At 60.1% G+C, this 15,244-nt stretch carries 12 protein-coding genes; 8 read left to right on the top strand and 4 right to left on the bottom strand.

Annotated features, from left to right (window positions below; all coding sequences use genetic code 11):
* Positions 1-3 precede the first annotated feature (3 nt).
* The 4 genes from HMPREF2527_RS06265 to HMPREF2527_RS06250 form a co-directional block, all read right to left on the bottom strand.
* Positions 4-1,218, bottom strand: a complete 1,215-nt coding sequence (locus HMPREF2527_RS06265) for a VIT1/CCC1 transporter family protein (RefSeq protein WP_070507182.1) — start codon at positions 1,216-1,218, stop codon at positions 4-6.
* 350 nt (positions 1,219-1,568) lie between these two features.
* Positions 1,569-2,066, bottom strand: coding sequence for a Dps family protein (locus HMPREF2527_RS06260; protein WP_070507180.1), 498 nt, complete (start codon positions 2,064-2,066; stop codon positions 1,569-1,571).
* Positions 2,067-2,392: 326 nt separating this feature from the next.
* Positions 2,393-3,049, bottom strand: a complete 657-nt coding sequence (locus HMPREF2527_RS06255) for an HAD family hydrolase (RefSeq protein WP_070507177.1) — start codon at positions 3,047-3,049, stop codon at positions 2,393-2,395.
* A gap of 18 nt (positions 3,050-3,067) precedes the next feature.
* Positions 3,068-3,751 (bottom strand): NAD(P)-dependent oxidoreductase, encoded by a 684-nt coding sequence (locus HMPREF2527_RS06250; RefSeq protein WP_049331571.1) that lies wholly within the window; start codon positions 3,749-3,751, stop codon positions 3,068-3,070.
* Positions 3,752-4,021: 270 nt separating this feature from the next.
* On the opposite strand from HMPREF2527_RS06250, the gene clpB reads away from it, so the two are divergent.
* The 8 genes from clpB to HMPREF2527_RS06210 all read left to right on the top strand — a co-directional run bounded on the left by clpB (position 4,022) and on the right by HMPREF2527_RS06210 (position 15,110).
* The gene (gene clpB, locus HMPREF2527_RS06245; RefSeq protein WP_070507174.1) at positions 4,022-6,631 is read left to right on the top strand and encodes an ATP-dependent chaperone ClpB; all 2,610 of its coding nucleotides are present in this window, start codon (positions 4,022-4,024) and stop codon (positions 6,629-6,631) included.
* Positions 6,632-6,783: 152 nt separating this feature from the next.
* Positions 6,784-7,752: a Sir2 family NAD-dependent protein deacetylase gene (locus tag HMPREF2527_RS06240; protein ID WP_049340943.1), complete on the top strand. Its 969-nt coding sequence runs from the start codon at positions 6,784-6,786 to the stop codon at positions 7,750-7,752.
* Positions 7,753-7,951: 199 nt separating this feature from the next.
* Positions 7,952-9,145 carry an excalibur calcium-binding domain-containing protein gene (locus HMPREF2527_RS06235; protein ID WP_049363444.1) on the top strand — a complete coding sequence of 398 codons (1,194 nt, stop codon included), beginning with the start codon at positions 7,952-7,954 and terminating at the stop codon, positions 9,143-9,145.
* Positions 9,146-9,462: 317 nt separating this feature from the next.
* Positions 9,463-10,458, top strand: coding sequence for a calcium-binding protein (locus tag HMPREF2527_RS06230; RefSeq protein ID WP_070507172.1), 996 nt, complete (start codon positions 9,463-9,465; stop codon positions 10,456-10,458).
* A gap of 315 nt (positions 10,459-10,773) precedes the next feature.
* On the top strand, positions 10,774-11,508 hold the full coding sequence (locus HMPREF2527_RS06225) for a DUF4956 domain-containing protein (protein WP_070507169.1): 735 nt from the start codon (positions 10,774-10,776) through the stop codon (positions 11,506-11,508).
* A gap of 123 nt (positions 11,509-11,631) precedes the next feature.
* Positions 11,632-12,552, top strand: coding sequence for a polyphosphate polymerase domain-containing protein (locus HMPREF2527_RS06220; protein ID WP_070507166.1), 921 nt, complete (start codon positions 11,632-11,634; stop codon positions 12,550-12,552).
* A 237-nt stretch (positions 12,553-12,789) separates the two neighbouring features.
* Entirely contained in the window at positions 12,790-14,508 is a 1,719-nt protein-coding gene (locus HMPREF2527_RS06215; protein WP_070507164.1) for a carbohydrate-binding domain-containing protein, read from the top strand.
* A gap of 392 nt (positions 14,509-14,900) precedes the next feature.
* Positions 14,901-15,110 carry a DUF3073 domain-containing protein gene (locus tag HMPREF2527_RS06210; protein ID WP_005504588.1) on the top strand — a complete coding sequence of 70 codons (210 nt, stop codon included), beginning with the start codon at positions 14,901-14,903 and terminating at the stop codon, positions 15,108-15,110.
* The last annotated feature ends 134 nt before the right edge of the window (positions 15,111-15,244 follow it).

The following is a 15,244-nucleotide window of genomic DNA, read 5'->3' as shown; positions in this document are numbered from 1 at the left end:
GAATTAGCCGACCGTCGTGCCGAACGCCAGACCCAGCAGATAGGTCACGAACGCCGCACCAAAGCCAATTAGAATCTGGCGAACACCGCGCCTGAGCGGGGAAGCGCCCGAAAGCAGACCCACCACGCCGCCGGTGAAGCCCAGCGCCGCACCCACAAATAGCAGAGACAGCACCATCGCGAACACACCCGACAAGCCAAAGATATAGGGCAGAATCGGAACCAACGCACCCGAAGCGAAGAACGCAAACGAAGCAGCGGCGGCACCAATATCGGTACCCAAAGCTACGTTCTCCTCACGATCCTCATCCTCGCGGTGAGACAGCGACGGATCGCAGTCACAATCCAGGTAGCCGAAGCGCTCCATCGCACGGTGATGCGCCGCGTCCGGCTCCATGCCGCGGGCGCGGTAAATGAGCTCCAGCTCGTTCGAGTCCAAATCCAAATCACCCGCCACACGCAGGGTCACCTGGGTCGGCTGGGATGCATCCAGCAGCTCACGCTGAGAACGCACCGACACGAACTCACCCGCCGCCATCGACAGCGCACCAGCCAGCAGGCCCGCAATACCCGAGAGCAGAACCATCGAGCTGGACGCGCCCGATGCGGTAATACCCATAATCAGCGCCAGATTCGAGACCAAACCGTCATTAGCGCCAAAGACCGCCGCACGGAAATTACCCGAAAGCTTCTCGCGACCATTAGTCGCCAGGGCGCGAATAATTTCCTCGTGAATTGCCTCGTCAGCCGCCATTTCCTCGGTAGCGTCTGGATCCTCAGTGTAGGGGGAGCGGGACTCGGCGCGCTGAGCCATCGCCAGAATAAACACCGAACCGAAGTTCTTCGCCAAGAACTGCAACACCAGAGATTGCATGGACGGGCGCACGTGCACATTCGCGTGCTCACCGAGCATGTCACGCCAATGCTGCTGGTGACGCTTCTCCGCCTCAGCAACCTGCAGAAGGATTTCGCGGTCGGTGCCCTCGGCACGGCGAGCCAGGTAGCGGTAGATGCGCGCCTCCGACTCTTCATCAGCCAGGTAGCGGCGCCAACGCTTAATCTGCGCGGGGGAGGGGGAAGTAACCGCACTGTGGCGGGTCGGCTTGTGCTCGGTTGCCTCAGCTGCGGTCCTTTCGGCCTCGGCCGCGTCAGCTTGAAGCTTCTCGGTCTGCTCGCCGTACGTGTCTTCGCCGTGCTCGTTCGGGGCGTGCGTGCTCATATCTCTCTTTCCACCGGATGCGGGTCGCGCCGGGTATTTCCCGGGCGCACAATCATGCGTTCAATCTGTGTGTTCTGAGTTGATCAGTGAACAACTGTAGAGCACTCCGAACAGAAAATCTAGGACGGCCTAACCCGATGTTATTGTTCGCCTCAACGTACTTTGCTGTACTGCGTGGACGAGGAACGATGGGTGAACTCGGTGTATATTTCATGCGAAAAACCGGGCGGGTGCACCCTCCATAAGGAGAGCGCACCCGCCCGGTTTCGTGACTCTAAAAGCTGGCACCTATATGACTTGCCGCCATAAGTAGGCTGCAGTTTAGACGCTACAACTTAGATGGTTGCAGCTTAGATGTTGCCTTCGCCGTTTTCCAGGAATGAGCGGATGAACCACTGGAACTTCTCCAGCTCAGCGGTCTGACCGATCAGCAGATCCTCGGTGACGGGGTCGGACTCGCCAGCGAATGCAATCGCGTTGCGGTGAGCCTCAATCACGCGGGTGTAGACGTCGTTCAGGGCGCGCAGGTGAGCGGGGACGGGTGCGCGGCCAACCGCGTAGTCCTCGACGGTGCGCTGTGCGACCAGTGCGCCAGCCAGACCGTTGGGGGCTGCGCCCAGGGTTGCCATACGCTCTGCGATGGCGTCGACGAATTCGCGGACGGTGTCGACCTGGGGGTCAATCATTTCGTGAACGGCGATGAAGCCGGGGCCGGTCACGTTCCAGTGAGCGTGCTTCAGCAGCAGGTGCAGGTCGTTCAGGTCGTGCAGACGTGCCTGGAGAACCTCGGAAATGCCCTTGCCTTCTTCGATGGTCAGGCCGGGTGCGGTGTAGTTTGCGAATGCCATGATGGTCTCCTTCATGATGCTGTGATGCTTGTGGTCCGGTGAGGTTTGTATTCCCACCGAAGTCGTTATTGATTAGTAAATCATTTTAAGGAACTGCTGTCAAGCTTATTCTGAGTATTTCGTAATAAATTGTCATCCGCCTGTTGTGTCGCCCTCAAGTCCTCACTCAAAAGCTCCTGCTTAAACCCACACGGCTCACCGCCCAAGCATGCATAAGGGCGGGATGCGCGGTATCTCGTATCATGCATCCCGCCCTTTAGGGTGAAGCGTATTCAGTTTTCGTGCAGAGCTTTCTCTGCCGGGCTTCCAGTGTGTGAACCAAGCGGCTACGCCAGCGCGCGAACCGCCTCCAGGGTCAGCTCCTCATGCTTGAGGCGCACGGTGCCCAGCTCCGCCGGAACCTCCAGCTCGCCCGGCACAACAATCACGCGCATACCCGCCGCGGTCGCACTGCGCACGCCCGAGGGGGAGTCCTCAATCGCCACGCACTGAGTCGGATCAACACCCAGGCGCTCCGCTGCCAAAAGATAGGGCTGCGGGTCCGGCTTGGGGTGAGTGGTCTCATCGTTACCGATAATGACCGAGAACGTGCCCTCGGGTGCCGCGTTTGCGGTGCGGCGCGCCACGGAGGTGGTTGCATTCGTGACGACTGCCGCCGGAATCTGCGCCTCACGCACCTCCGAGAGGAAACGCTCAATGCCGGGCAGAAACTCGACCGGCTGCTGCGCCAGGGTTTCGTGCACCTTCGCCACCAGTAGGTCGTTAATCTCCTCGTCCGGCAGGTTCACGCCGCGCTCGCGTAGGCGATCCAAGGTGAACTTCATTGACAGGCCCAGGCAGTCGAGGGTGTCCTGCTCAGTCCAGGTGCCGCCAAATTCTGCAGCGAGAGCAACCTTTGCGGCAGCCCATACGGGTTCGGTGTCCACGAGGGTTCCGTCGTGGTCGAAAAGAATGGCGGCGGGGAAGGTGTTCGTAGTCGTCATGTCATTAAGCCTACCGGTTTATTTCTGAGGCGAGCGTAGGACAGCGTCCCCAGTCGTCACCAGAAAATCTGTGCCCGCATTCTGGGGGTTCTTGGCGATAGTGAGTAGCGCATCGGCGACGTCTTCACGGGCAATCGTGGGGATACCCGGAGTTCGCTCGACGCTCGCCATATCAAACACCTTCACTCCGCCCTTACCGGGCTTATCGGTTAGTCTGCCCGGATGAGCACGCGAAATATACGGCTGATACTCGGCAACCAGGGCGTCCGCCTTAACCTTGTCGGTGAAAATGCCGCGCATGATGGCCTTGCATACCAGGCGCATGGGCAGGGACGCGGTCCGTACCGTATCGCCCACACCGTAGGCGCTCATCAGAACGCAATGCTTCACGCCTGCGCCCGTGACCGCCTCCATGATGAGGGGCAGGCGCTCCTGCATGAACGTGGAGGAGAGAAACTCTCGTACCGTGGTTTTCTGGCCCAGGATGCTGACCATGACGTCCTGCCCTGCGGAGGCTGCGGTGAGCCGCTCGGTATCGTTGAGGTCGCCGGGAGTAATCGTGAGGTTCGGGTGGGTTCCCAAAAGTGTTAGCGCCTTATCGGGATTGCGTACGTAGGCGGTGACCGAGTGCCCCTCCTCGAGGGCTTTGTGGATGAAGAGGCGGCCGGTGCGGCCGGTTGCGCCGAGAACCAGTATTTTCATGTGGGGTCCCCAATCTTTAGCTGTTATGGGAACCTATAAGCGCCCAATCCGGTCAGTATAGCAATGCGGCTTCGACTGGGGGTTTTGGTGGGGGCTTTGACAGAGAGTTTTGGTGGGGGCTTTTGCTTGGGGGTCAGGGGTATGGGGCGGGGTGAAAAATACGAAAAAATTTTTTGCAAGAGGGTTGCGAAACATAGTTGAGCGGAGTAGACTCAAGTTATGTAATGCAGGGGCGCATAGGATAAGCCCTCGAAACACGAAAGGAACATTATGGACAACAAGTTCACCACCAAGAGTCAAGAAGTCATCTCGGCGGCAAATACTAACGCTCAAACCGCCGGTAACCCCACTATTGAAACCGCGCACATCCTCAAGGCCCTCATGGACCAGCGCGAAGGCGTCGCCGTAGCAGTTCTCAAGGCTGCAGGCCTGGATGTAGACGCTATCTCCGAGGCGGCATCCGCCGAAATCAAGAAGCTGCCCAAGGCATCTGGCTCCTCCGTGCAGAACGCCTCCTTCAGCCGTTCCGCACTTTCCGCTCTGCAGGCCGCACAGACCCGCGCCCAGGGCTTCGGAGACACCTACGTCTCCACCGAAATGATTCTGCTGGGCATCGCCAGCGGAACCGATAGCACCGCTGAAGCAATGCACAAGCTCGGCGCTACCGCAGAGCTCATCGCACAGACCATCCCCAACGTCCGAGGAGACCGCACCGTGGATACCCCCGACCCCGAAGGCACCTTCCAGGCACTCGAAAAGTACGGCACCGACCTGACCGCCATTGCCCGCGCGGGCAAGCTTGACCCGGTCATCGGCCGTGACTCCGAGATTCGCCGCGTCGTGCAGGTGCTCTCCCGCCGAACCAAGAACAATCCCGTGCTGATTGGTGAGCCCGGCGTCGGTAAGACCGCCGTGGTCGAGGGCCTGGCACAGCGCATGGTTTCTGGCGACGTGCCCGAATCCCTGCGCGGCAAGACCCTCATCAGCCTGGACCTGGGCTCCATGGTCGCAGGCGCAAAGTACCGCGGTGAATTTGAGGAGCGCCTGAAGGCAGTCCTCGAAGAAATCAAGAAGTCCGAAGGCCAGATTGTGACCTTCATCGACGAGATTCACACCGTCGTCGGTGCTGGCGCATCCGAAGGTTCCATGGACGCGGGCAACATGCTCAAGCCCATGCTTGCCCGAGGCGAGTTGCGCCTGATCGGTGCCACCACCCTCGACGAGTACCGCGAGAACATCGAGAAGGACCCCGCCCTGGAGCGCCGCTTCCAGCAGGTGTACGTGGGCGAGCCCAGCGTAGATGACACCATCGGTATTCTGCGTGGCCTGAAGGAACGCTACGAGGCACACCACAAGGTGCAGATCGCTGACTCCGCGCTGGTTGCCGCAGCAACCCTGTCTAACCGTTACATTCCTTCCCGTCAGCTGCCGGACAAGGCAATTGACCTGATTGACGAGGCAGCATCCCGCCTGCGCATGGAAATTGACTCCGCACCGGAGGAAATTGACCAGCTGCGCCGCGCCGTGGACCGTCTCACCATGGAGGAGCTGGCTCTTGCTGACGAGACCGATCCCGCATCGGTTGAGCGCCTGGAGGCCCTGCGCAAGGATATGGCGGACAAGAAGGAAGAGCTCGACGCCCTCAACGCTCGTTGGGAGGCTGAGAAGGCTAGCCTGAACCGCGTGGGTGACATCAAGACCCAGATCGACGAGCTACGTTCCCGCGCAGAGGTTGCACAGCGCGAGGGTAACCTCGCCGAGGCATCCCGCCTGCTGTACGGCGAGATTCCCGCAAAGCAAGCTGAGCTGGAAGAAGCACAGCGCGCCGAGGACCGCGCCAAGAGCGAATCCATGGTCTCCGAAGAGGTCACCGCGGACGATATCGCCGAGGTGATTTCCTCCTGGACCGGCATTCCCGCAGGTCGCATGATGCAGGGTGAGTCCGAGAAGCTGCTCGAAATGGAGAAGCGCATCGGTGCCCGCCTTATCGGACAGGAAGCCGCAGTGGTCGCTGTCTCTGATGCTGTGCGCCGCGCCCGCGCCGGTATTTCCGACCCGAACCGCCCGATTGGTTCCTTCCTCTTCCTGGGCCCGACCGGTGTTGGTAAGACCGAGCTGGCTAAGGCACTGGCCGAGTTCCAGTTTGATGACGAGCGTGCCCTGGTGCGTATCGACATGAGCGAGTACTCCGAGAAGCACACCGTGTCCCGCCTTGTCGGTGCCCCTCCCGGATACGTCGGCCACGAAGAGGGCGGTCAGCTGACCGAGGCCGTGCGCCGTCGCCCCTACTCGGTGGTCCTGCTCGACGAGGTTGAGAAGGCACACCCCGAGGTCTTCGACATCCTGCTGCAGGTGCTCGATGACGGCCGCCTGACCGACGGCCAGGGCCGCACCGTGGACTTCCGCAACGTCATCCTGATTCTGACCTCGAACCTCGGTTCGCAGTACCTGGTCAACCAGGACCTGCCCTTCGACGAGCGTTCCGAGAAGGCTATGGAGGTTGTGCACCAGGCATTCCGCCCCGAGTTCCTCAACCGACTGGACGACATCATCATGTTCCAGCCCTTGTCGGCTGAGAACCTGGGTCAGATTGTGGGTCTGCAGGTCAAGAGCATGGCTAAGCGCCTGGAGGACCGCCGCCTCACCCTGAACGTGACCGAGGCAGCCCTCGAGTGGCTGGGCAAGACCGGCTACGACCCGGCATTCGGTGCCCGCCCGCTGCGCCGCCTGGTTCAGCGCGAGATTGGCGACCGTCTGGCTCGCGGCATCCTCTCCGGTGCCATCCACGACGGCGACACCGTGACCGTGGATGTGAACCCGGACGTTGCCAGCGACGGCCTGTCGGTGACCTCCGAGCGTGAGCAGAAGGCTGAGAACTAAGCTCAACCGGTTGGCTGGGCGGACTTAGCCTGTGGCTGAGTTTGCACATTCGAAACCATAAGAAATAGGCTGTGGGGTACCCTCAAAAGGGGTACCCCACAGCCGTTTAACGCACTAGAACCGCACTAATACACAGAGCATTGAGGAGAAGAATGGACCGCTGGACTGACCACCAGAACTTCGCCGCCGCCGGTGAGCAGCGCGAAGAAATCGCCTCCGTGCACCGTGCCGCAATCCGCTCGATTCAGCGCGTTGTCTCTGAGAACGCCACCCCGCACGACGAAGAATACGCCTCCGCGGGTATTGCCAAGCTACTCAAAGCGGGTAAGGTTCTCGTGCTCACCGGCGCGGGAGTGAGCACCGAATCCGGCATCCCCGATTACCGCGGACCCGGTGGCTCCCTGCACGACCACCGCCCCATGACCTACCAGGAATTCCGCTACGATGACGCCGCCCGCCAACGCTACTGGGCGCGCTCCTACGTGGGTTGGCGCCGCATGCGCCGCGCCGAACCGAACCGCGCCCACTATGCGCTCGCCGAGCTGGAGCAGCTGGGTGCCGTGAGCGGCGTGATTACGCAGAACGTGGATGGGCTGCACGCCCGTGCTGGAAGCTCCCGTCTGCTGGCGCTGCACGGCGACCTCTCTCGTATTGTGTGCCTGGACTGCGGGCAGGACGAGAGTCGCGAAAGCCTGGATACACGCCTGGATGCTGCGAACCTCGGCTACCTGGCGCGCCTTGAAGACGAAGAGCTGCGCGTGAACCCTGATGGCGATGTGGAGTTGGACGACCGCTATATCCGCGATTTTCAGATGGTGCCCTGCCTTGGCTGTGGTTCGACCCGCCTCAAGCCGGATGTGGTGTACTTTGGTGAGTCCGTGCCCGCCGAACGTAAGGCGCTCAAGGACGCCATGCTCGCTGAATGTTCGGCGCTGCTGGTGGTGGGCTCCTCGGTGGCGGTTATGAGCAGCTACAAGATTGTGTTGGAGGCTCTGCGTGCCGGCAAGCCGGTCGCTGTCATCAATGGCGGCCCCGGTCGTGCGGATGCGAAGGCTACCTACCTGTGGCGCAGCGGCGTGGGTGAGGCGCTGGAACTCATGCTCGACGCCGTTGACGTTTAAGGTTGCCGGAGTCGTTGCAGAGGTCTAGGCTGCGCTGTTTTCCAGTGAATGCTGTTTCTCTAGCGAATTTTGCCGCGCGTGCACTGACCTGTAGATGACCCGCTGTTAACTGCACGAAAGTGCTATTTTGTGTTGCAAGTCATTGCAAATAGCCCCTGGACAGGCGGATACACCCAGAGCGCGGGGATAAAATGATGGGATGGACATTCGACACACTATCACTCGCTTCGGTGCCACCGCCCTGATCGGCTGCGGTCTGGCGGTCACCGCAATCCCCGCAACGTTCGCTCAGAACGGTGAAGAGTCCGTCACCCACGTCTACTCCGACAAGGCGACTTCCCACATCTCTGAGGTCTGGTACAAGGGCGAAACCCTGAAGATTACCGGCGAAGGCTTCCTGACTCAGGACGGCACCTCCGGCTCCGTCATCGCTATCAAGCTGAACAAGGGCTCCGTCAAGATTGACGGCAAGGACTACCTGGAAGTTCAGGCTGACGAGAAGGGCAACTTCTCCGTTTCCATTCCCTGGCAGAACGACCTGGATGAGCGTATCTCCGTGGACGTCTACCTGCTCTCCGGCTCCCTGAAGGACAACGACACCGCTCGCGGCGGCAAGGCTGCGACCGTGAAGATTGAGGCTCGTTCCGTTCAGGAAGCAACCCCCTCCGCTACCGCTTCGGTGAGCCCTTCGGCGACCGCGAGCGCTTCGGCTTCCGTGGTGGCTACCCCCTCCGCATCTGTAGCTCCCTCTGCTACCCCCTCGGCATCGGCTACCGCCGCTGATGAGGTTGTCGCCTCCGTGGATGCAGAGATTAAGAACCGCCCGGCAACCTCGGTGAGCCCCTCGGCTACCGCATCGGCTTCTGCTTCTGTGGTGGCTACCCCCTCCGCTTCGGCAACTGCTTCTGCGAGCGCATCGGCTTCGGCTGCTGCTGATCAGAACGCAGCCGTTGTGAACGAGGCGAAGGATCAGCTGGGTGATTCCACCTCCGCTACCGAGCAGGTGACCGCTTCGGCTGAGAGCACTCGCTTTGCGAACTGTGCAGAGGTTGCGGCTGCTGGCCTGGCGCCTATGCACGAAAGCCACCCAGACTTCCGCAAGAAGTTTGATAATGACGGTAACGGCCTGGGTTGCGAGGTCATTAACAGCGAGGTAACCGACGGTTCCTCCTCCAACAGCTCCTCGGGTTCTTCGTCCCGCAACTCTGGCGGTCTGGATAACCTGGGTGGCAGCTCCTCCTCTTCGAGCAGCTACACTTCGAGCCGCGCTCAGCGCTCTTCTCTTGCTAACACCGGTGCTTCTAACGCCTTCACCATTGCTGGTATGGGTCTGGTGGCTCTGGGTCTGGGTGTTGCTGGCGTGTCTGCTGTGCGCAACCGCAAGAACTCCTAAGAACTGTTGCCGCCGCCGGGCGCGGTGTGCATGAGGGTCCCTTCCCCTGAACGCTTTTGAGTGTTCGGGTGGAGGGGATTTTCGCGTTTAACGGGGTGGTTTTTGCTGTTGGGTTGTGCTGATGGGATGAGGTATGTACTTGTTAGTTTCTTCAATGTGGGGTTGAGAGTTTGGGTGTGCACGGCGGTGCAAAAGGCTCGTATAGTTCAACCATGCCTTCAAGAAACCTTCAAGAAAAATATATTTTGTGAGTTAGGTCATGATAAATTGACGTCTTGGGGGTCGGTATCCTAAGCTTCGCTCGTTAGAATGGGGGCATGAACATTCGAAACAACATTGCACGCATCGGTGCCACCGCCCTCATCGGCTGTGGCCTCGTTGCTACTTCCGTCCCCGCCACCTTCGCTGTTGAAGGCGCACCTCAGGTTGTCCACACCTACGCAGACTCTGCACAGTTCATCGCCCCCGACGTATGGGTTGAGGGTCAGGGTCTGAACATTGGTGGCGAGGGCTTCAAGACCGCTGATGGTACCTCCGGTTCCGTTCTGGCGCTGAAGCTGAACAAGGGTGCTGTCAAGATTAATGGCCAGGACTACCTGGAAATCCACGCTGACGCGGCTGGCAACTTCTCCGTTACCATCCCCTGGCAGGAAGAGCTGCACGGCAGCGTTTCCGTTGACATTTACCTGCTGTCCGGCTCCCTGAAGGACGGCGACGTTCCCCGCGGCGGTAAGGCAGCTACCGTGACCATTAAGGTTGCAGAGCAGCCCGCTCCGGCACCTAGCGAAGAGCCCACCCCGGCTCCCTCCGAGGATCCGACCCCCGCTCCCTCCGAGGATCCGACCCCGGCCCCCTCCGAGGACTCGACCCCGGCTCCCACTCAGGACCCGACCACCGAGGCTCCCAAGCCTGCTGAAGAGACCTCCGCACCCGCAGTTGAGGACGCTAAGGAAACCAAGCCTGCTGAAGAGACCTCCGCACCTGCTGAAGAGCAGAAGTCTGATGAGCAGTCTGCCCCTGCGGCTGACCACGTCGAGGGTGATTCCAAGGAGTCTAAGGGCTCCAAGGATTCCGATAACCTCGTGCTGGGGTCCTCCGGCAATGACGACCTGGGTTCCGGTTCTAGCGGTGGTCTGAGCTCCGGCTCGAACGACAACCTGGGCTCCGGTTCCTCGAACGCATCCTCCAAGAACTCTTCTTCCCTGGCTAAGACCGGTGCATCCGATGCGATGACCGCTGCTGGCCTGGGTCTGATTGCTCTGGGTGCTGGTGGTGCGACCATCGTGGCAACCCGCATGCGCAAGAAGGCTTAATAACGCCTAGTCGCTAAGTTTTTAGCTGCTTTTATGGGCTCCCTCCATATCGGAGGGAGCCCATTTTTTGTGCTTTTTGATACCGCAGAAGATACAGAAAACGTAGTGGAGAGAGGAAAAAAATAATAGCCTCTAGTGCATTTGACCAGCAGATTTACTAGAGACTTCTAACACTTATCTCTAAGTTAAGGGCAGCACAGGGTAAACACAGGCTTGCACGGGAATCTAGATACTACAAAGAACGCACAGCCCGAAGCTGAAGAACAGACAGCAAAAAGCACTGCGAACATCACGACACGATATCTGGAGCACCCAATGACTATTCTGACCATGGCGATTGCCGATGCCATAGCCATCGCAGCTCTCTGCACCCTCTACATGGTGCGGCACCGCAACCGCGAACTGATGATTTCCTACGCGGTCATCAACGCCGGCATCTTCACCGTCTCGGTGGCGCTGGTATCCGCCGGATCGAACGCATCCGCTATGGGTATGGGCCTCTTCGGTGTCCTGTCGATTATCCGATTGCGATCCACCGCCCTGAGCCAGCGCGAGGTGGGTTACTACTTCGTAGCTCTCTCGGTCGGCATGATCGCAGGTGTGAACATTAGCCCGGCGTACATCGCCTTCGGCCTCATGGCTACCCTGGTCGGCCTCATCGCGATTCTCGACTCGCGCAGCACCCCGGTCTCTACCGATCAGACTCAGACCGTCACCGCCGATCGTGCGATCAGCGATGAGGAAGAGCTCAAGGTATACCTGAGCGCTCGCCTGGGTTACACCGTCACCTCGGTCAGCGTTACCGAGCTGGATATGGTGAACAACCTGACCCGCGCCACCGTCACCTACCAGCCCAAGGAAACCACCGAGGGTGGCACCCCCGCGGCAGTGGAAGCGGCACAGGCTCACGTAGCACCCATCTCGGCAGTAGCTCAGCCGGTAGCACCGCAGATGACCGCAACCCGCCAGCCGGTAGCACCCACCGCCGAGGCGCACACCACCCTGGACACCCGGATGGTTCCGCTCCAGCGTACCCCGGTGGGCAAGTAAAACCAGCCGGTATAAAAGCCTCCGATTCACTCCAACTGCACAAACATCTCCGATACCCACGACACGCCGCCCCCAGTGCACAGCCCAGCACGCAGGGACGGCACCCCAGAAGGACGAAGACCCATGACTAACGCAGCCGCAAACATCATCCCCGCAGAGTGGAAGAGCATCAGCCTCGAAGCCATGAACGAGAAGGCAGCCATGCAGACCCGCGTGGACCGCAAGTACATTGTCGACGCAGAAACCGCCGCCAAGGTACTCTCCACGCTCGACGCAGACGCCTCCGTCATGGAAATCAAGGGCCAGCGCGACTTCGCCTACGACTCGGTCTACTTCGACACCCCGCAGATGCAGAGCTACCACTCGGCAGCCTACAGCCGCGATGACACCTTCAAGATCCGTACCCGTAGCTACCTGGACTCGGAGCTGACCTTCCTGGAGGTCAAGACCGACGGTGAGCAGGATATGACCGTCAAGAAGCGTATCCCGTACACCTTCGAGAACCGCGATACGCTCACCGCGGAAGGTCGTGAGTACATCACCGCAGCACTCGGCGATATCCTCGCGGGCCCCGTGCACAAGCTGGAGGCGGTCCTGACTACCGGCTACCGCCGTACCACGGTCTTCCTGCCGCAGAGCGAGAAGAACCCGGTCGCCTCCCGTATGACCGTAGATAACGCCCTGACCTGGACCCCTCTGTCCGAGAATATCCTCATGGCGGGCGTGAACTACCGCAACTTCCACGGCAACCTGGTTGGCACCACCTACGGCCTGCCGAACGCGGTCATCATCGAAACCAAGTCCGGCGTGGAGCCCTCCGTGGCAGACCAGCACCTCTGGGATGCGGGCATCACCCCCGCGAAGATTTCCAAGTTTGCAACCGGTATGGCGGCGCTGAACCCGCAGCTGGCAAGCAACAAGTGGGAAGAAACCCTGAAGAACTGGATGCACCTGGAACCGGTTGAGGGCACCCGCCTGAACGTGGATGACATGACCGAAGAGGATTACCAGAAGCTGCTGACCGAGCGTTTCGCAGCCGCCTAAAACAGCAACCTGCCTAAAACGGCAATCTGGGATGCGCGGGTAGGGTAGTGCACCTACCTTACCCGCACCCCCAGCCCCTCATCTATACCCCCGAACCAAGCACAACATCGGCTTTATTCGCCCCACACAGGCAATAACCGCTCTCACACATATTCACATTTCACATACAACCTGTACTCCCTAAACCTGTGGCGCAAAGCTCTCCGCGAGTAGTCACCAAAACACAAAGGAAAACCCGTGAAAAAGAGCAATATGATCAAGAGCGCAACCTCCATTACCCTCCTGGCAGCCCTGGCGTTGACCGGCTGCTCGGCAACCTCGGCATCGAATGCCAGCGCTTCGAGTGCAATCAGTACCTCCGCTTCGAGCACTTCGGGCACCACGTCGAAGGTGGCAGACTCCTTCTCCACCGACGTGAAGAGCGGCGCGAAGCTCGCCGAGGACACCCACTACTCCGCGAAGGATCTGACCTGGGATTCCTCCAGCGAAGTCACTATCGATCTTTCTAACCCGACCGCGACCGACGGCGTGACCGTCAGCGACGGCGTCATCACCATCACCAAGGCGGGCAACTACAAGCTCACCGGCACCTACGAGGGCCAGATCAAGGTTGAGGCAGCCGACAGCGACATGGTCCGCCTGATTCTGAACAACGCGACGGTCACCAACTCCACCGGTGCTGCTATCAACGTTGTTGAGGCGGACGAGGTCGTTATCTACACCGCCTCGGGTACCACCAACACCGTCTCTGACGGCTCCTCCTACTCCGATACCGCCAGCGGCAGCCCCGACGCAGCTATCTACTCCAAGAGTGACCTGACCCTGGCGGGCGAAGGCACCCTGAAGGTTGAAGGTAAGTACGAAGAGGGTATCCACACCTCCGACGGCCTGGTCATTGCCTCCGGCACCCTGGAAGTGAACGCGGCAAACACCGGCATCAAGGGTAAGGACTACGTCGATATTCTGGACGGCACCATCACCGTGACCGCAAGCCAGGACGGCATCAAGGCAACTAACGACACCGACGGCAACCGCGGCTGGGTACGCCTGAGCGGCGGTACCGTGAACATCTCTGCAGGTGATGACGGTTTCAAGGCTGAGCGCGTGCTTGAAATCTCTGGCGGTACCCTGAACATTACCCAGGCGAACGAGGGTATTGAGGCGCAGTACATCAACATCCTGGACGGCACCGTGAACGTGACCAGCTCCGATGACGGTATCAACGCCTCGTACAGCACCACCTCGACCAGCACTAGCTCGACCAGCACTGAGTCGGCTACTGCAACCTCGACTACTGCAACCTCGACTAAGCAGAGCGCGCAGAATGGCCAGAACTCTGCACCCCAGGCGCCCAGCGGTAGCGCAGGTCAGGCACCTGCAGGTGGCGGTCAGGCTCCCTCGGGCACTATGGGTCAGCCCCCGGCTGGTGGTGGCGCAGGTGGCGGCATGGGTGGCGGCGGCACCTTCGAGGTCGTCGACGCAACCATCAACATCTCCGGCGGTACCGTCACCGTGAACACGAACGGCGACGGCATCGACTCCAACGGTACGGCAACCCTCTCCGGTGGCACCCTGATCGTGAACGGTCCCTTCACCGGCGGTAACGCATCCCTGGACACCAACGGCGACCTGCTGCTCAACGGCACGACCGTGGCCGCGGGTAACTCCGGCGACATGTTCGAGGCACCCTCGACCAACTCCACCAGCGGCTACGTGAAGATCAGCAACGTATCGAACCTGAGCGCAGGCACCACCGTACAGGTGACCGACTCCTCCGGTAACGTGGTGGCGAACTACAAGGTGACTAACTCCAGCACCGCACTGATCCTGGTCTCCAGTTCCAAGATCACCAAGGGCGAGAGCTACACCGTGTACACCACCACCGATAGCGTGGATGCCTCCAGCACCACCCTGGCTTCTAACGCCACCTCGCTGGGCTCCTTTACCGCAAGCTAGCAGCTCCTTCGCCGCAGGCTCAGCGGCAGGGGGCTCTCCCTTAGACCCCGTGCGGGATGTCATGACCTGCACGGTACCCTCTCTGAACCCGGTCTTGTGAGTGAGCCGGAGGCAGAGACACTCGCCCCGCATCGGATATAGTGATATATCCGGTGCGGGGCTACGTGTTATATAGGGAGTGTGGCGGCTGGGGTAAAAAAGCTGCGGGTGCAAAATAAAACGGTTGTTCCGGTGCGAAGAAGTGCTCTGATACGCAAAATAGGTGCCGTCCAGCGAGACATTCAGGGCTGAAACAGGGTACTCTATAGTGTAGTAAAGACTGTTGAACGATCCGAGAGCGATGCGCCGCGCGTGCTGTTCGCCTCGGACAGGATGAAAGAGGGGGTCACGCCATGGGGCGCGGCCGTCAGAAGGCTAAAGCAACAAGGCAGGCTCGGGAGATGAAGTACTTCAGCCCCGAGACCGACTACAGCGCACTCGAGCGCGAGCTCAGCAGCGCGAAGAAAACGAAGTCCTCCGATTCGTCCCGCCGTCGCTATGACGACGAGGACGACTACTCGGCATACGCAGAAAAGTACGCGTCCTACGAGGATGAGGCATAAAGAATACGCGGAATGATTCGGTGCATATCGACCGAGCGTATTTCATAGATGATGAACCGGCTTGAGGCCCCGCACGGGGTGCTCAGCCGGTTTTTTCGTGCCTTCGAGTGGCCACGTGCGCGTGGGGGAGTGGG

The sequence above is a fragment of the Rothia sp. HMSC071B01 genome, from assembly GCF_001808945.1.
Taxonomy (GTDB): Bacteria; Actinomycetota; Actinomycetes; order Actinomycetales; family Micrococcaceae; genus Rothia.
Note: the sequence above shows the minus strand (reverse complement) of the source record. Positions and strands in the feature narration are given on the sequence as shown.